Source organism: Streptomyces sp. NPDC050211, from assembly GCF_040656035.1.
Classification (GTDB): Bacteria; Actinomycetota; Actinomycetes; order Streptomycetales; family Streptomycetaceae; genus Streptomyces.
The window spans coordinates 82,633-98,030 of the sequence record NZ_JBFALC010000011.1 but is presented as its reverse complement, the minus strand read 5'-3'; the positions used below and the strand labels follow the sequence as shown (position 1 = coordinate 98,030).

The 15,398-nt window shown below is 68.2% G+C and carries 17 protein-coding genes; 9 read left to right on the top strand and 8 right to left on the bottom strand.

The annotated features are described in order from the left end of the window. The first annotated feature begins 28 nt into the window (after positions 1-28). From AB0I98_RS14365 to AB0I98_RS14355, 3 genes are all read left to right on the top strand, one after another. Positions 29-877: a calcium-binding protein gene (locus tag AB0I98_RS14365; protein WP_362940399.1), complete on the top strand. Its 849-nt coding sequence runs from the start codon at positions 29-31 to the stop codon at positions 875-877. A 203-nt stretch (positions 878-1,080) separates the two neighbouring features. Then, positions 1,081-1,977 carry a hypothetical protein gene (locus AB0I98_RS14360; RefSeq protein WP_362940396.1) on the top strand — a complete coding sequence of 299 codons (897 nt, stop codon included), beginning with the start codon at positions 1,081-1,083 and terminating at the stop codon, positions 1,975-1,977. A 92-nt stretch (positions 1,978-2,069) separates the two neighbouring features. Continuing rightward, a complete protein-coding gene (locus AB0I98_RS14355) occupies positions 2,070-2,915 on the top strand; it encodes a hypothetical protein (protein WP_362940393.1) in 846 nt (281 codons plus the stop codon). 15 nt (positions 2,916-2,930) lie between these two features. Here AB0I98_RS14355 and AB0I98_RS14350 read toward each other — a convergent pair whose 3' ends face one another. Both AB0I98_RS14350 and AB0I98_RS14345 read right to left on the bottom strand, forming a co-directional pair. Further along, positions 2,931-5,324 (bottom strand): cation-translocating P-type ATPase, encoded by a 2,394-nt coding sequence (locus AB0I98_RS14350; protein ID WP_362940390.1) that lies wholly within the window; start codon positions 5,322-5,324, stop codon positions 2,931-2,933. A gap of 104 nt (positions 5,325-5,428) precedes the next feature. Then, positions 5,429-5,713 (bottom strand): DUF2530 domain-containing protein, encoded by a 285-nt coding sequence (locus AB0I98_RS14345; RefSeq protein WP_362940387.1) that lies wholly within the window; start codon positions 5,711-5,713, stop codon positions 5,429-5,431. A 138-nt stretch (positions 5,714-5,851) separates the two neighbouring features. Here AB0I98_RS14345 and AB0I98_RS14340 point away from each other — a divergent pair, with 138 nt between their 5' ends. Beyond that, positions 5,852-7,261, top strand: a complete 1,410-nt coding sequence (locus AB0I98_RS14340; protein ID WP_362940384.1) for an NCS2 family permease — start codon at positions 5,852-5,854, stop codon at positions 7,259-7,261. 10 nt (positions 7,262-7,271) lie between these two features. Here the strand turns inward: AB0I98_RS14340 and AB0I98_RS14335 are convergent, their stop codons facing one another. Further along, positions 7,272-7,454, bottom strand: coding sequence for a ribbon-helix-helix protein, CopG family (locus tag AB0I98_RS14335; protein ID WP_362940382.1), 183 nt, complete (start codon positions 7,452-7,454; stop codon positions 7,272-7,274). A 153-nt stretch (positions 7,455-7,607) separates the two neighbouring features. Here AB0I98_RS14335 and AB0I98_RS14330 point away from each other — a divergent pair, with 153 nt between their 5' ends. Then, positions 7,608-8,045 (top strand): MarR family transcriptional regulator, encoded by a 438-nt coding sequence (locus AB0I98_RS14330; RefSeq protein WP_210582160.1) that lies wholly within the window; start codon positions 7,608-7,610, stop codon positions 8,043-8,045. 27 nt (positions 8,046-8,072) lie between these two features. Beyond that, the gene (locus tag AB0I98_RS14325) at positions 8,073-9,434 is read left to right on the top strand and encodes an MFS transporter (protein WP_362940379.1); all 1,362 of its coding nucleotides are present in this window, start codon (positions 8,073-8,075) and stop codon (positions 9,432-9,434) included. Positions 9,435-9,447: 13 nt separating this feature from the next. Here the strand turns inward: AB0I98_RS14325 and AB0I98_RS14320 are convergent, their stop codons facing one another. Further along, positions 9,448-10,035 (bottom strand): Uma2 family endonuclease, encoded by a 588-nt coding sequence (locus AB0I98_RS14320; RefSeq protein ID WP_362940376.1) that lies wholly within the window; start codon positions 10,033-10,035, stop codon positions 9,448-9,450. A 72-nt stretch (positions 10,036-10,107) separates the two neighbouring features. Further along, positions 10,108-10,677, bottom strand: a complete 570-nt coding sequence (locus tag AB0I98_RS14315; RefSeq protein ID WP_362940373.1) for a GNAT family N-acetyltransferase — start codon at positions 10,675-10,677, stop codon at positions 10,108-10,110. A gap of 77 nt (positions 10,678-10,754) precedes the next feature. Here AB0I98_RS14315 and AB0I98_RS14310 point away from each other — a divergent pair, with 77 nt between their 5' ends. Further along, positions 10,755-11,507, top strand: coding sequence for a hypothetical protein (locus AB0I98_RS14310; protein WP_362940370.1), 753 nt, complete (start codon positions 10,755-10,757; stop codon positions 11,505-11,507). Between the two features lie 58 nt (positions 11,508-11,565). Further along, positions 11,566-12,138 carry an RNA 2',3'-cyclic phosphodiesterase gene (gene thpR / locus AB0I98_RS14305; protein ID WP_362940367.1) on the top strand — a complete coding sequence of 191 codons (573 nt, stop codon included), beginning with the start codon at positions 11,566-11,568 and terminating at the stop codon, positions 12,136-12,138. Positions 12,139-12,258: 120 nt separating this feature from the next. Here the strand turns inward: thpR and AB0I98_RS14300 are convergent, their stop codons facing one another. Continuing rightward, positions 12,259-13,254, bottom strand: coding sequence for an aldo/keto reductase (locus tag AB0I98_RS14300; protein WP_362940364.1), 996 nt, complete (start codon positions 13,252-13,254; stop codon positions 12,259-12,261). 125 nt (positions 13,255-13,379) lie between these two features. Here AB0I98_RS14300 and AB0I98_RS14295 point away from each other — a divergent pair, with 125 nt between their 5' ends. After that, positions 13,380-14,309 (top strand): nuclear transport factor 2 family protein, encoded by a 930-nt coding sequence (locus tag AB0I98_RS14295; RefSeq protein WP_362940361.1) that lies wholly within the window; start codon positions 13,380-13,382, stop codon positions 14,307-14,309. Here the strand turns inward: AB0I98_RS14295 and AB0I98_RS14290 are convergent. Both AB0I98_RS14290 and AB0I98_RS14285 read right to left on the bottom strand, forming a co-directional pair. Further along, positions 14,306-14,542 carry a DUF397 domain-containing protein gene (locus tag AB0I98_RS14290; protein WP_362940358.1) on the bottom strand — a complete coding sequence of 79 codons (237 nt, stop codon included), beginning with the start codon at positions 14,540-14,542 and terminating at the stop codon, positions 14,306-14,308. The two genes, AB0I98_RS14295 and AB0I98_RS14290, sit on opposite strands and share 4 nt — an antisense overlap. Beyond that, on the bottom strand, positions 14,539-15,351 hold the full coding sequence (locus tag AB0I98_RS14285) for a helix-turn-helix transcriptional regulator (protein WP_362940356.1): 813 nt from the start codon (positions 15,349-15,351) through the stop codon (positions 14,539-14,541). Before AB0I98_RS14285 ends, AB0I98_RS14290 begins: the two co-directional genes overlap by 4 nt. Positions 15,352-15,398: the final 47 nt, after the last annotated feature.

Here is a 15,398-nt window from a genome sequence, read left to right as displayed (position 1 = left end):
TGGGGAACGCATGCGTATTCGAGCCACTGTGGCTGCCCTTTCCGGCGCCCTGGCCCTGTCCGCCCTTGCCGTGCCGGCCGCGCAGGCCGACGGCCAGGGCGTGAGCATCGACAAGCCGAGCGCTCAGGAGCGCTTCGGGGCCTCCTCGGCCAGGTCCGGTTTCGCCGCCCAGGCCGCGCCCGAGGTGTCCAACGTGACCGTCAACGCCGGCAAGGCGCTCGTCTTCGGCACCACGACCGTCAGGACCTTCGAGGTGTCCCTGACCGCCAGCCACCCCAGCGGCATCCTGGACGCCTACATGGACCTCTGGCACGGCTCGGATGTCGAGAACGTCGACGGCTACCTCCCGCCGAACGAGGAAGTGGCCAACTGCACGCCGATCAGCGAGACGACGTCGAACTGCAAGCAGACCATCACGGCCATGCCCGGTCTGCACGATGACTACATCGGCGAGCTGTACGCCAACGCGCTGGCCGGTACCTGGCACGTCAGCGCGTACGTCTGGCCCAATGAAGGCGAGACCTACGAGAACGACTTCTTCAAGACCCACAAGGTCCAGCGCCTCGCCAAGCTGACCGCCGACGCCGCGCCCGAGCCGGTGAACGCGGGCCAGACCATCACCGTCTCCGGCAAGCTGACCCGCGCCGACTGGGAGAGGGGCACGTACGTCGGCCTCAGCGGCCAGGCGCTGCAGCTGCAGTTCCGTGGCACGGACGCCAGCGCGTACACCACCGTGAAGGGCGTCAACTCCACCACCGGCGGCGCTGTGAAGACGACCACGAAGGCGACCGTCGACGGTCACCATCGCTTCAGCTTCGCGGGCATCTCCAGCACCGGGAAGGTCACCGCGACCGGCGACTACGTCGGCGTGCGCTAAGCCCGACCCTGTGGCGGAGGGGGATGCGGAGGGGAATCTTGATATTTCCCGCACAAATTTCGCACCATCCGTACAACCATTCCCCTCCGCCACAGATCTGATCACGTGAGTCAACAGACTCCGTGATCATTTGGGCCCCGTGCCGACGACGAGCCGTCGGGAACGACCAGCGCCGGGGCCCCCTTTCTCCACTTGGGGAACGCATGCGTATTCGAGCCACCGTGGCCGCCGTCACCGGCGCCCTGGCCCTCTCCGCCGTCGCCGCTCCGGTCGCGACGGCCGCCGAGCCGAAGGTCCCCGCGAACGTGGCCGCCGCCCTCGACACCGCGTCCGACGACACGTCGGCGTTCGCCACGGCCGCGGCGTACGTCCTGGACGCCTCCTTCTCCAACGTGAAGGTGAACAGCGGCAAGGACATCACCGTCGGCACCACCGCCACCGTCAAGGTGCCGGTGTCCTTCACGCTGACCCATGGTGCGAACGTCGACATCCACGCCGCCGACTTCGTCGCGGCCGTCCAGCTGTACCGCGGCGCGTCGTTCGGTGACTCCGTCTCCGACTTCACGAGCACCGACGCCACTTGCACGGACTCGTCCGCGACCGTCGCCTCCTGCAAGGCCACCGTCGCGATCGACCCGTTCTACCTGTTCAACGACGACGCCGCCTCCTGGAAGGCGGCCGCGTTCGCGGTCGCGTACAACGGCGAGGACCCCGACGAGCCGGAGGACCCGGACAACATCGGCGTCGTGGTGAAGGACCCGACGAACTCCTTCAGGTTCCTGCGTCAGTCCCAACTGACGGTCGACGCCGCGCCGGAGCCGGTGAAGAAGGGCAAGACCATCACCATCACCGGCAAGCTGGCCCACGCCAACTGGGACAACAGCAGGTACGTCGGTTACGGCAACCAGTCGGTGGTGCTGCAGTTCCGCAAGAAGGGCACCACCAACTACACGAACGTCAAGGGCATCAAGACCAGGACGACGGGCAAGCTCGTGACCACCGTCAAGGCGTCCCTCGACGGCTACTACCGCTTCCAGTTCAAGGGCACCACGGCCATGGCGCCGGTCACCGTCGCCGGCGACTTCGTCGACGTGAAGTAAGCGGCCCCCGAGAAGCGTTCGTCGCCGACCCGGGGCCCGTGCCCCGGGTCGGGCACTCTCCCCACCTTTGCTCGACCCACCTGAGGAAGTTCATGCGCATCCGTGCCACCGTGGCCGCCGTCACCGGCGCCCTCGCCCTCTCCGCTCTCGTCGTCCCGGCCGCCCAGGCCGCCGACGCGCCCTCCTCCGACAGGCTCCCCCTGAGCTCTGCCGGCACTGCGGCCACCGCCGCCGAGCTCGACGTCACCTTCTCCAACATGCAGGTCAACAAGGGCAAGTCGATCGTCGTCGGCACCACGGCCCAGGTCGCCGTGCCGGTCACGTACACCTTGACCCACGCCGCCGACCTCGACACCAGCGCCGACAACTTCGCCAGCGGTCCCTTCATCTACCGCGGTTCCTCGGTGGAGTCGGCGACCAACGTCATCATCAGCGACGACCCGGGCACCTGCACCGCCGCCTCGTCGACGGTCCTCAACTGCTCGGCCGTGATCAACATCCGCCCGGCCGACGGCGACCTGTCGAGCTCCGAGGCCGGCACCTGGAAGGCGGGCGGTCTCGCCGTCACCGCCGACGAGGACACCAAGTGGCAGGGCGACCTGGGCACCCGCAAGGTCCTCCGCGCCGCCAAGCTGACGGTCAACGCCGCGCCGGAGCCGGTGCTGAAGGGCAGGACCATCACCGTCACCGGCAAGCTGTCCCGCGCCAACTGGGACACCAACACCTACGCCGGCTACAGCACCCAGAAGGTCGTGCTGCAGTTCCGCAAGGCGGGCACCACCAACTACACCAACGTCAAGGGCATCACGTCGACCTCGACGGGCGCCCTGAAGACGACGGTCACCGCCGCCACGGACGGCTACTACCGCTTCACCTTCGCGGGCACGGCGACCACGGCGCCGACGACGGTCGCCGGTGACTACGTCGACGTGCAGTAAGTCACGGCATTACCGCTAGACGGGAAAGCGGCGGTCGACCCACCTCCAAAGCACCTCCAGGGCGACCGCCGCCACCACCGCAATCCCCACCGCCATCCACGGCATCGTCACCCCGACCAGCTTCAGCGCGAAGAACTCCTGGAGCCAGGGGACGACCAGCACGACCAGGAAGCCGAAGCCCATGGCGGCGACCAGGAGGATCCGCCACCAGGTGTAGGGGCGGGCGACGATCGCCAGGACCCACATGGAGATCAGGAACAGCGTCAGAGTCGCCGCGCTCGTCTCCGCTTCCAACGAGCCTTCGCCGGTGTAGTAGCTGCGGGCTATCAGGTACGTCGCGAAGGTCGCCAGTCCGGCCAGGACCCCGCCCGGGATCGAGTACCGCATCACCCGCCGCACGAAATGGGGCCTTGCCCGTTCCTTGTTGGGCGCGAGGGCGAGGAAGAACGCCGGGACGCCGATGGTCAGCGTGGACAGCAGGGTCAAGTGGCGCGGTAGGAACGGGTATTCGACCTGCGAGCACACCACCAGAATCGCCAGTAGCACCGAATAGACCGTCTTGACCAGGAACAGCGTCGCGACGCGCGTGATGTTGCCGATGACCCGCCGGCCCTCCGCCACCACCGACGGCAGCGTGGCGAAGCTGTTGTTCAGCAGCACGATCTGGGCGACGGCTTTCGTGGCCTCCGAGCCCGACCCCATGGACACGCCGATGTCGGCGTCCTTCAGGGCGAGTACGTCGTTGACGCCGTCGCCGGTCATCGCGACCGTGTGCCCCTTGGACTGCAGCGCGCCGACCATGTCCCGCTTCTGCTGCGGGGTGACCCGCCCGAACACGGTGCCCTCGTCGAGGGCGTCCGCCATGCCGTCCTTGTCGGAGGGAAGCCGGCGGGCGTCGACCGTCGTACCGGACAGGCCCAGCTTGCTGGCGACCGCGCCGACGGACACCGCGTTGTCGCCGGAGATGACCTTGGGCCGGACGTTCTGCTCCTCGAAGTAGCGCAGGGTGTCGGCGGCGTCCGGGCGCAGCCGCTGCTCCAGCACGACCAGGGCGGTGGGGCTGGCGCCCCGGGCGACCTCGGGGTCGTCGAGGTCGCGGGTGACGCGGGCCAGCAGCAGGACTCGTAGACCCTGCTCGTTGAGCCGGTCCGTCTCGGCGAGCGTGGGGTCGTCGTCGGCGAGGAGGACGTCCGGGGCGCCGAGGAGCCAGGTGCTGGACTCGCCGTTGCCCTCGCTGAAGGAGGCGCCGCTGTACTTGCGGGCGGAGGAGAAGGGGAGGGACTCGGTGCAGCGCCATTCGTCGGCGTCCGGGTAGGCGTCGATGATGGCCTGGAGGGAGGCGTTCGGGCGGGGGTCGGACTCACCGAGGGCGCCCAGCACCTGTCGTATGTACGTGTCGTCGGCGCCCTGGAGGGGCCTCAGCTCGCTGACGTCCATGCCGCCCTCGGTGAGGGTGCCCGTCTTGTCGAGGCAGACCGTGTCGACGCGGGCGAGGCCCTCGATGGCGGGGAGTTCCTGGACGAGGCACTGTTTCCGGCCAAGACGGATCACGCCGATCGCGAAGGCGACCGAGGTGAGCAGGACCAGGCCCTCGGGGACCATCGGGACGATGCCGCCGACGGTGCGGGCGACGGAGTCCTTGAAGTCGTTGTCCTTGACGACCAGCTGGGTGATGATCAGGCCGATCGCGGCCGGCGCCATCATCCACGTCACGTACTTGAGGATCGTGGAGATGCCGGTGCGCAGCTCGGAGTGGACCAGCGTGAAGCGGGAGGCCTCCTCGGCGAGCTGGGCGGCGTAGGCCTCGCGGCCCACCTTGGTCGCCTTGAACGCGCCGCCGCCCGCGACCACGAAGCTGCCGGACATCACCTGGTCCCCGGGCTGCTTGACGACGGGATCGGCCTCACCGGTGAGCAGTGACTCGTCGATCTCCAGACCGTCGGCCTCGACGCACACCCCGTCGACGACGGCCTTGTCACCCGGCCCGATCTCGATCAGGTCGTCGAGGACGATGTCCGAGGTACTGACCTCGACGGCCACCCCGTCCCGCCGTACGGTCGGCCGGGCCTCGCCGATCACCGCCAGGGAGTCGAGGGTCTTCTTCGCCCGCCACTCCTGGATGATGCCGATGCCGGTGTTGGCGAGGATCACGAAGCCGAACAGGCTGTCCTGGATCGGCGCGACGAACAGCATGATCACCCACAGCACGCCGATGATCGCGTTGAACCGGGTGAAGACGTTGGCGCGGACGATGTCGACGGTGGACCGGCTGCTGCGCACCGGGACGTCGTTGACCTCCCCGCGCGCGACCCGCTCGGCCACCTCGGTGGCGGTGAGCCCGGTCACTGCCACGTCGGTGGGTATCGGGTGCGCGGATTCGAGTTCGGCGCCCGCGTCGATATGCGTCATGCATTCGACGGTACGTGCGGATTTACGCCTTCACCCGCTGAGTGCGCGGAAGTTCCGACTTGGGGAGGAGGGGTGTCGTGCCCTGGTTGTAGGGCGCGGACACATCAGGACGACTGGGGTTCGCCGCTCGTTTCCTTGGGCTGCTCGAGGGCCGCTCGCTTGAGTGCGGCATCGCGCCTGCGGACGTACCAGATACCGATCAGTCCGAGCCCGCCGCCGGCCAGGCAGGTCCACACCCACCAGGTGCGGCCGTGGTCGTCGAACCAGCCGTAGAAGGGCAGCTGCGCCAGGAAGAGGACGAACCAGAGGATCGTGCCGCCCGTGATGGTGCCGACCACGGGGCCCTCCAGGGGCTCCGGCGCCTCGTGTGTTGGGGTCCACTTCGCCATGGGGGACAGCTTACGAGGCGATCGGGTGTCTGAGGGGAGGGCTTTGTCTACGCGCGGAGATGGCCGACCCGAGCCTTATACGTTCATACTGAAACGGTTTGTGCCTGTCCATTTCTCTTCGTAGGAACCGCCAAATACATGTCTGCCGGGCCCGCCTACGGCGCACTCGACCGCTACTTCAAGATCTCCGAGCGGGGCAGCACGCTGCCGCGCGAGATCCGCGGCGGTATCGCCACCTTCTTCGCGATGGCCTACATCATCGTGCTGAACCCGATCATCCTCGGCAGCGCGAAGGACGTGTACGGCAACCAGCTCGCGGGCGGCCAGCTGGTCACCGCGACCGTCGTGACGGCGGCGTTCACCACGCTGCTCATGGGCGTCATCGGCAACGTACCGATCGCGCTCGCCGCCGGCCTCGGCGTGAACTCCGTCGTCGCGCTCCAGCTCGCCCCGCGGATGGCGTGGCCGGACGCGATGGGCATGGTGGTGCTGGCCGGTTTCATCGTGATGCTGCTGGTGGTCACGGGCCTGCGGGAGCGGGTCATGAACGCCGTGCCCTACAGCCTCCGCAAGGCCATCTCCATCGGTATCGGCCTGTTCATCATGCTGATCGGCCTGGTCGACTCCGGTTTCGTCTCCCGCATCCCGGACGCCGCGCAGACCACCGTCCCGCTCCAGCTGGGCGGCGACGGTCACCTCACCGGCTGGCCGGTGCTGATCTTCATCCTCGGCACGCTGCTCACGCTGGCGCTGATCGTGCGCAAGGTGTCCGGCGCGATCCTGATCTCGATCGTCGCGATGACGGTGCTGGCCGTCATCATCAACGCGGTCGCCGACATCCCCTCCTGGGGCCTGACCACCCCGACCTGGCCGGGCAACCCGGTGGCCACCCCCGACTTCGGTCTGATCGGCGAGGTCAGCCTGTTCGGCGGGTTCTCCAAGGTCGGCGTCCTGACCGGCACCCTCTTCGTCTTCACGGTCCTGCTGTCGACGTTCTTCGACGCGATGGGCACGATCATGGGCGTCAGCGACGAGGCCAAGCTGACCGACGCCCAGGGCCATATGCCCGGCATCAACAAGGTGCTCTTCGTCGACGGCATTGCGGTCGCCGCGGGCGGCGCCAGTTCCTCCTCGGCCACCACCTGCTTCGTGGAGTCCACGGCCGGCGTCGGCGAGGGCGCCCGCACCGGCTTCGCGAATGTCGTCACCGGCGCGCTGTTCGCCGTAGCCCTGTTCCTGACGCCCGTCGCCACGATGGTCCCGTCGCAGGCGGCCACTCCGGCCCTGCTCACGGTCGGCTTCCTGATCCTGGCCGGCTCGGTCAAGGAGATCGACTGGGCGGACTACACGGTCGCGATCCCGGCCTTCGTGACGATGCTGATGATGCCGTTCACCTACTCGATCACCAACGGCATCGGCATGGGCTTCATCACCTTCGTCGTGCTGCGCCTGGCGGCCGGCCGCGGCAAGGAGATCCCGGTCGCGATGTACGTCGTCTCGGCGGTGTTCGCGTTCTACTACCTGATGCCGGCGCTGGGTCTGACCTGAGTCACGTGAGTCACGTGACCCCGTAGAACCGCTCCGTCTCCTCGACGGCGGCCTGGAACCGTTCGTCGAAGTCGTCCCGGACGAGCGTCCGGATCACATAGTCCTGGACGCTCATTCCCCTCTTCGCCGCACGGTCCCGGAGCCGTTCGAGCAGCTCCCCGTCTATCCGCAGGCTGAGCACGCTGGTCCCCATGCGTACGAGGGTTGCCGGACCGAAGCGAGTACCGCGTCACTTTTCGGAACCAACTCACCCGGATGGGTGATCTGAGGGTTCAGTGGCCCGGGTCACGGGCAATCGTGCGCGCCGTAGTGGTCTTTAGGGAGAGTAATGAGTTACGCTAAAGAGATGTCGGACCTTAGCCATGGCGACGACGCTGCCGCCGTGAACTCCCTGCGATCTGCCGTGATGCGGCTGTCCCGTCGGCTCAAGCACCAGCGGGTCGACGAATCGCTGAGCCCCACCGAGATGTCGGTGCTCGGCACCCTCGCCCGCTGCGGCACGGCCACCCCGGGGGAGCTCGCCCGTAAGGAGCATGTGCAGCCGCCCTCGATGACCCGCATCGTCGCGCTGCTCGAAGCCAAGGGGCTGGTCCGGCTGGAGCCGCACCCCGAGGACCGGCGCCAGAAGGTCGTCACACAGACCGAGGAGGCCGTGACGATGCTCGAGGAGAGCCGCCGCAAGCGCAACGCGTTCCTGGCCTCCCTGGTCGAGGGCCTCGACGAGGACGAGTGGGCGAAACTGCGCGCCGCCGCCCCCGTGCTGGAGAAGCTCGCACATCTGTAACCCCACCGTCCAAGGAGGCGAACGCTGTTGAGTACGGGACCCGGAGCAGACTCCGCACCCGCACCGACCACCCCCGACACCACCCCCGACGACCCCGTCGAGCGCAAGTCCTCGATGTTCAGCTCGCTGAAGGTCCGGAACTACCGCCTCTTCTTCATGGGCCAGGTCGTCTCCAACACCGGCACCTGGATGCAGCGCATCGCCCAGGACTGGCTGGTACTCAGCCTCACCGGCTCCTCCACGGCCGTAGGCATAACGACTGCCTTGCAGTTCCTCCCGATGCTGCTGTTCGGCCTGTACGGCGGCGTCCTCGTCGACCGCCTCCCCAAGCGCCCGACCCTGCTGGTCACCCAGACGGCGATGGGCCTGACGGGCCTGGCGCTCGCGTTCCTCACGATCACCGGACACGTCGAGGTCTGGCACGTCTACGTAGCCGCCTTCGCGGTCGGCCTCGCCACCGTCCTCGACAACCCGGCCCGGCAGTCCTTCGTCTCCGAGATGGTCGGCCCCGATCAGCTCCAGAACGCCGTCAGCCTGAACTCCGCCAACTTCCAGTCCGCCCGCCTCATCGGCCCCGCCGTCGCGGGCGTCCTGATCACCGGCGTCGGCACCGGCTGGGCGTTCCTCTTCAACGGCCTGTCCTTCGTCGCCCCCATCGTCGGTCTGCTGCTGATGCGGGCGCGTGAGCTGTACGTCGTCGAGCGCGCTCCGCGCGGCAAGGGACAGATGCGTGAAGGTCTGCGGTATGTCGCCGGGCGCCCCGAACTGCTCTGGCCGATCGTCCTCGTCGGCTTCGTCGGCACGTTCGCCTTCAACTTCCCGGTCTATCTGTCGGCCTTCGCCGACGACATCTTCCACGCGGGCGCCGGCTCCTACAGCCTCTTCAACACGCTGATGGCCGTCGGCTCGGTGGCGGGCGCCCTGCTCGCGGCACGCCGGGGAACGGCGAAGATGAGCGTCCTGATCGCGGCGGCCGTGGCCTTCGGCGCACTGGAAGTGGTGGCCTCGCTGGCCCCCTCCCTCTGGCTGTTCGCCCTGCTCATGGCCCCGATAGGCATCGCCGCGATGACGGTCAACGTCACCGCCAACACCAGCATCCAGATGGCGACCGACCCCGCCATGCGCGGCCGCGTCCTGTCCCTCTACATGATGGTCTTCCTCGGCGGCTCACCCGTCGGCGCACCCATCGTCGGCTGGATCACGGACACCTACGGCGCGCGCGTCGGCTTCGCGGTCGGCGGCACGATCGCCGCGACGGCGGCGACGGTGATCGGCCTGATCCTCGCCCGCGCGGGCGGCCTGCGGCTGTCGGTGCGCTGGAACCACGGGCATCCGGTGGTCCGCTTCGTGCCGAGGGAGCGGCGGGAGGAGATGGCGACGGTGGCGTAGGAGGGGTGGCGGGTCAGTCGCGGGGGAACTCGTCGGTTTTGAGGACCAGGCCGACGACTGTCCCGGTCAGGTCGATCTCGTCGTCGAAGCTGAAGCTGACCTCGCCGTGGTACTCGCCGTCCTTCGGGAGCGTGTGCAGGTGCCACTCCGCGGTGTACGGGTTCACGATCAGATACACCGGTACTTCGGCGAGGGCGTAGGCGGTCTTCTTGGGGCCGTAGTCGTTGGCGGCGGTGTCCTTGGAGATGACTTCGGCGACGAACTCGACATCCTTGTATTGCCAGCGGCCCTTGTCGTCCTTCTGGGCGTCCTCCGCGAGAGCCGTCACGTCGGTGGCGAACCCGTTGAGATGCCCGGGATAGTCGATGCGGACGTCGGACTTGACGCGCTTGCGCGGATACTTGGTGCGCAGTTGGTCGTAGATGTCCGCAATGATGTCCCAGTGCGTGTCCCGCTGTGGCGACATGAAGATGTGCCCCCCGACGATCTCGGTCTTGTATCCCTCGGGGACGGGCATCTTCTCCAGCCACTCGAACATCGTGTCGAGCGTGAGTTCGCCGCTGCTCTCGGCCATCTCGATCCTGTCGTCAAGGACGGTCATCGTGGCGCTCCTCCCCGGCCGCCGCTCGGTCACGGACAGCCGCGCAGTACAACGATACGCACGGTGACCGCGTCACGTGTGGCGATGGTCACCCTCGCGGCCCCGCGGAGGCTGGACCCTCCGCGCCAGCACCTGCCCCGGCCAGTCGCCCTTGCCCACGTAGGTCTCGGTACGGACGAAGCCCTGGCTCTCGTAGTAGCGGACGAGCTTGCCGTCGTCGCCCGCGTAGCAGTCCACCCGCAGCAGCGATATGCCCGCCCGGCGGGTCACCTCGGCGGCGTGTGCGAGCAGGGCGCTGCCCGTGCCGTGGCCCTTGAAGCGACGGTCGGAGGCGAGCCAGTGGATGTACCGCTCGGGCTCGCCGGTCGGCGGGAGGTGGGCCAGGTAGGGGCCGGGCGAGTCGGTGAGGGTGAGGGTGGCGGCCGGCTCGCCGTCGACCTCGGCGATGAAGACGTCGCCCTCGTCCATGTAACGCGCCACCGACTCCACCGTCTTCGGGCTCTGCGACAGCGGCTGCGTTCCCCACTGCCCCGTGCGCCCCTGCGAGACCAGCCACTCGACACAGCTGTCGAGCATGGCGAGTATCGCGGGAATGTCGCCGGGTCCGCCTTCCCTGATGCTGATCGTGCTCCCGTTGTCCATGGCCCCATGATCTCCCGTACGGCGCCGGTCTGTTGAGGCCGGGACCCGTCCCGGGGCGGTGTGTTTACGGTCGGGGCATGACGTGGTGGCGACGGAAGAAGAAGCAGGCGGGGCAGGAGCAGGCGGGGCAGAAGCAGCCGCCCGTAGCGGTCAGCGTGTTCGATCCCGGAGCGGTGACGGGATCGTTCCAGCGTCTGGGACTGACGGTCGGCGGCCGGCGGCTGCCCCCGATCATCGCCCCGAGCATCACGGACCAGACGGCGGCGCAGACCCGGCGGAGCTTTCCCGCCGGCACCGGACCGGTGGACGTCCACACGAGTCACAGTACGCATGCCGAAGCCGGCTCGGTCGTCTACATGGGGCTCGGCGGCCGAGCGGCCATCGTGGTCGAACTGACACGGGACCAGCGCCGGAACCTCTACGACGTGGGTGAGGCGATCGAGGACGACGGAGCGTCCCTCTACCTCGACGCGCACCCGGGCTTCTTGCGCGCCTCGCTCGCGCTGCCGTCGATGGACATCGACCTGGACACCGCCATGCTGGTCGGCATGGGCGACGTCCAGGAGTTCCTCGCCGCCGCCCACGCCATCGAGACCGTCGAGCTGCACATCTCCCACGCGACGCACGACCGCCTGCTGAACTTCACATGCGCGGCACCGGGACTCCGTGAGGTGCTGGAAGCCGGACTGGACCTGATCACGCTGCCGGCCCCGGCCGACCTCCGAGGCGCCTTGATGGCCGTCAACGACTCACTGAACCCGGCGGCGCACATTCCGCTGCGCGTCACCGGCCGCGCCGAGCTGACCATCAAGCTCGAGGTCGACGTCTGAAGGCCCGTGGCAGACAGACAGCTCGCCGGATGATCCGTTCCCTGGAACAGTGGCGTCCGTGAGACTCTTCGCCGCCGTGCTGCCCCCCGACGACGTCGTCCGTGAACTCGCCGTCGAGATCGACGCGTTGCGGAAGCTGCCCGGGGCGGACGGGCTGCGGTGGACCGGGCGGCCCGGGTGGCACTTCACGATGGCGTTCTACGGGGAGGTCGGCGACGACCTCGTAGCGGATCTGTCGGCGAGGCTGGAGCGGGCCGCGCACCGCACCGGCCGCTTCCCGCTGGCGCTCCGGGGCGGCGGGCAGTTCGGGCGCGGGCGGGCGCTGTGGGTGGGGGCGGAGGGGGACCTCGGCGCGCTGCGGCTGCTGGCGGACCGGGCGGAGGCCGCCGCGCGGAAGGCGGGGGTGCCGATGGGGGAGCACCGCCGGTACAAGGCGCATCTGACGGTGGCGAGGAGCCGGGACGCGGTGGATGTACGGCCGTATGTCGAGGCCCTCGGCCGGTTCACCGGCAGGACGTGGACGGTGGACGAACTGGCGCTGGTCCGTAGCAATCTGCCGAAATCGGGCGTACCGGGTGAGCAGCCGCGCTACGAGGTGGTCGCCCGATGGCCGCTCGGAGGGGCCGGTTAGGCTCGATACGTGAAGCCGAAAACCCGGAACCGGATCATGGCCGGTGCGCTTGTGTTGATGTTCGTGATGGTGGCGCTGGCGGCGGCGCTCGGAAAGTAACGCCGCCGCGCGCCTCCGGCGCTACCAGGCGAAGGCCTCCGGCGACGGACCCGGGCCCGGGAAGATCTCGTCCAGCCCGGACAGCAGCTCCTCGCTCAGCTCCAGCTCGACCGCCCGCAGCGCGGACTCCAGCTGCTCCGCGGTGCGCGGGCCGACGATCGGGCCGGTCACGCCGGGACGGGTGAGCAGCCAGGCGAGAGCGGCCTCACCCGGCTCGACGCCGTGCTTTTCGAGCAGGTCCTCGTACGACTGGATCTGCGCGCGGGTGGCGGGGTTGGCGAGGTAGTCCGCGGCCCGCCCACTGGCCCGGCGTCCGCCCTCGACCTCCTTCTTGATGACCCCGCCCAGCACACCGCCGTGCAGCGGCGACCAGGGGATGACCCCGAGGCCGTACTCCTGCGCGGCCGGGATGACCTCCATCTCGGAGCGGCGCTCGGCCAGGTTGTAGAGGCACTGCTCGCTGACGAGGCCGATGGTGCCGGCGCGCCTGGCCGCTGCCTCATTGGCCTGGGCGATCTTGTAGCCGGGGAAGTTGGATGAGCCGACGTAGAGGATCTTCCCCTGCTGCACCAGCACGTCGATGGCCTGCCAGATCTCCTCGAAGGGAGTCGAGCGGTCGATGTGGTGGAACTGGTAGACGTCGATGTAGTCCGTCTGCAGCCGCTTGAGCGACGCGTCCACCGCCCGGCGGATGTTCAGCGCCGACAGCTTGTCGTGGTTGGGCCAGACGGGGGTGCCGTCCGCCGCCATGTTTCCGTACACCTTGGTGGCGAGCACGACCCTGTCGCGCCGCTCGCCGCCCTTCGCGAACCAGTTGCCGATGATCGATTCGGTACGGCCCTTGTTCTCGCCCCAGCCGTACACGTTCGCCGTGTCGAAGAAGTTGATGCCCGCGTCCAGCGCCGCGTCCATGATCGCGTGACTGTCCGCTTCGTCCGTCTGCGGACCGAAGTTCATGGTGCCGAGGACGAGTTGGCTGACCTTGAGTCCCGTGCGTCCGAGCTGCGTGTACTTCATAACTTCCTAGCCAACGGCGTGGAGTGCGCTCTAGGCAAGCGATCTTGACACTAACTGGGGGTTAGTGCTTTCCTGTGGGCAGTGTGAGCTTGAACTTTCAATTTCCCTGCTCGGAAAGAGACGCCATGCCCCCCACCGCCCCTGTCCGCAAGGCACTCGTCGCCGCGCTGGCCTCCGCCGCGCTTCTGGGCGCCGCCACGGTGCCGGCCGTCGCGTCTGCGCCGGTTGCCTCCGGTCGGCACGCCGGCTACGGCGATTCCGCCCGCCTCGCCTACCAGAAGTACGTCACCGTCCGCGTCCTCAAGGGCGTGTTCGAGCAGGGCGACACGGAGGTCGTGGACCGGTACGTCCGCGCCGACTACATCCAGCACAACCCGCTGGCGCCGGACGGTGCGGAGACGCTGAAGAACCTCGGCGTCGCGATCCACCAGCAGTTCCCGGACGCCGAGTACGACGTCAAGCGGGTCATCTCCGAGGGCGATCTCGTGCTGGTGCACTCGAACGTCGTGATGACTCCCGGTGCGCGAGGGCAGGCTGTCGTGGACATCTTCCGGTTCCAGGGCGGGAAGATCGCGGAGCACTGGGATGTGGGCCAGGAGGTGCCGGAGTCGTCCGTCAACGGCAACGACATGTTCTCCACGGAGAGTTGGCCGCGGACGGAGCAGCCGGGGCCGCGGTGGCTGACCGCGTACAACAAGAAGCTGGTCACCAAGGCGTTCGACCAGCTGCTCGTGCGGAAGGATCTGTCCGCGATCGACCGGTACTGGGGTCCGGAGTACCACCAGCACAACCCGAACATCGCGGATGGCGTGGACGGTGTGAAGGCGGGACTCGGCGGGTTCTTCGAGGCGTTCCCGCAGCTGAAGGTCACGCCGAAGCGGGTTATCGCCGAGGGCGACTTGGTGGCCGTCCACAGCCACTACGTGAACTCGCCGGGCGAGCGGGGTCAAGCCATCGTGGATCTGTTCCGGGTGCGGAACGGGAAGATCGTGGAGCACTGGGATGTGATCCAGGATGTGCCGGCGAGCTCCGCGAACGACAACGGGATGTTCTAGAGCAGGGAGTTGAGGAAGGCGGACCAGGTGGTGGGGGCGACTTCGAGGTGGGGGGGTGTGGGGTTCTTGGAGTCGCGGATGTGGATGGTGGTGGGGGTGGATGCGACTTCTATGCACTCGCCGCCTTGGCCGCCGCTGTAGCTCGACTTGGTCCAGCTCAGAGCGACCTCGACGCATTCGCCACCCTGGCCGCTGCTGTAGCTGCTCTTGAACCAGTCCAGGTCCGTGCTCATAGCCTGCCTGCCACCTCGCTGATCAACTGCGCCGACTCCTCGGGGTTGAGGGCCTGCGCCCGCAGAATGCCATATCGTGCGAACATCTGGCCCAGGTCGGGCTGTTGGCTGACGAAGTAGCCGTTGTTCGGGCCCTCGACGTACGCGATGCGATCGGGGTCGTCGGCCTCAAGCAGGATCATGGGTCCGTCGAGCCCGGCGTGGATCTGGCGGTCGGTCGGCATCACCTGGATCTCGATGTGGCGACGCTGGTCGATGGCGAGGATGTGGCTCAGTTGGTCCTTGAGGACCTGCTCGCCGCCGAGTGGGCGCCTGAGGATGTGCTCTTCCAGCACGAAGGCGACGACCGGCGCGGGTTTGCGCTCCAGCACCCGCTGCCGGTCCAGCCGGGCGGCGAGCCGGGCCTCGATCTCGTCGTCGTCCAGTGACGGGCGATGGACCTCGAAAGTCGCCCGCGCGTACGCCTCGGTCTGAAGCAACCCCGGGATCACATGGTTCGCGTACATGTAGATCGCGGTCGCCTTCGCCTCCAGGTCCGCGTAGTCCTCGAACCACGACGGAAACCGGCTCGCCTTCAGCTTCCTGCCCGCGGCCAGAAGTGCACCTTGTGCACCCAGCACCTCGCCCGCGATCTCGACGAGCTTGCCCTTGGGTGGCCGCTCTCCCCGCTCCACCATGGCCACCTGGGACTTGGAGTACCCGACGTACTTGCCCAGAGCCTCCTGGGTCATCCCGGCGCGCTCCCGATAGAACCGCAACAACGAGCCGAACATCTCCAGGTTTCCCGAGCCCTGTTCACTCGCGTGCACACGAACCTCCCCAACTGCACAGCCCCGCACCGCGCTTGCGAACCGCT

Coding starts and splice junctions, on each gene's coding strand:
- AB0I98_RS14360 (WP_362940396.1), top strand. CDS start 1,081: ATGCGTATTCGAGCCACCGTGGCCGCCGTCACCGGCGCCCTGGCCCTC.
- AB0I98_RS14355 (WP_362940393.1), top strand. CDS start 2,070: ATGCGCATCCGTGCCACCGTGGCCGCCGTCACCGGCGCCCTCGCCCTC.
- AB0I98_RS14350 (WP_362940390.1), bottom strand. CDS start 5,324: ATGACGCATATCGACGCGGGCGCCGAACTCGAATCCGCGCACCCGATA.
- AB0I98_RS14345 (WP_362940387.1), bottom strand. CDS start 5,713: ATGGCGAAGTGGACCCCAACACACGAGGCGCCGGAGCCCCTGGAGGGC.
- AB0I98_RS14340 (WP_362940384.1), top strand. CDS start 5,852: ATGTCTGCCGGGCCCGCCTACGGCGCACTCGACCGCTACTTCAAGATC.
- AB0I98_RS14335 (WP_362940382.1), bottom strand. CDS start 7,454: ATGGGGACCAGCGTGCTCAGCCTGCGGATAGACGGGGAGCTGCTCGAA.
- AB0I98_RS14330 (WP_210582160.1), top strand. CDS start 7,608: ATGTCGGACCTTAGCCATGGCGACGACGCTGCCGCCGTGAACTCCCTG.
- AB0I98_RS14320 (WP_362940376.1), bottom strand. CDS start 10,035: ATGACCGTCCTTGACGACAGGATCGAGATGGCCGAGAGCAGCGGCGAA.
- AB0I98_RS14315 (WP_362940373.1), bottom strand. CDS start 10,677: ATGGACAACGGGAGCACGATCAGCATCAGGGAAGGCGGACCCGGCGAC.
- AB0I98_RS14310 (WP_362940370.1), top strand. CDS start 10,755: ATGACGTGGTGGCGACGGAAGAAGAAGCAGGCGGGGCAGGAGCAGGCG.
- AB0I98_RS14300 (WP_362940364.1), bottom strand. CDS start 13,254: ATGAAGTACACGCAGCTCGGACGCACGGGACTCAAGGTCAGCCAACTC.
- AB0I98_RS14295 (WP_362940361.1), top strand. CDS start 13,380: ATGCCCCCCACCGCCCCTGTCCGCAAGGCACTCGTCGCCGCGCTGGCC.
- AB0I98_RS14290 (WP_362940358.1), bottom strand. CDS start 14,542: ATGAGCACGGACCTGGACTGGTTCAAGAGCAGCTACAGCAGCGGCCAG.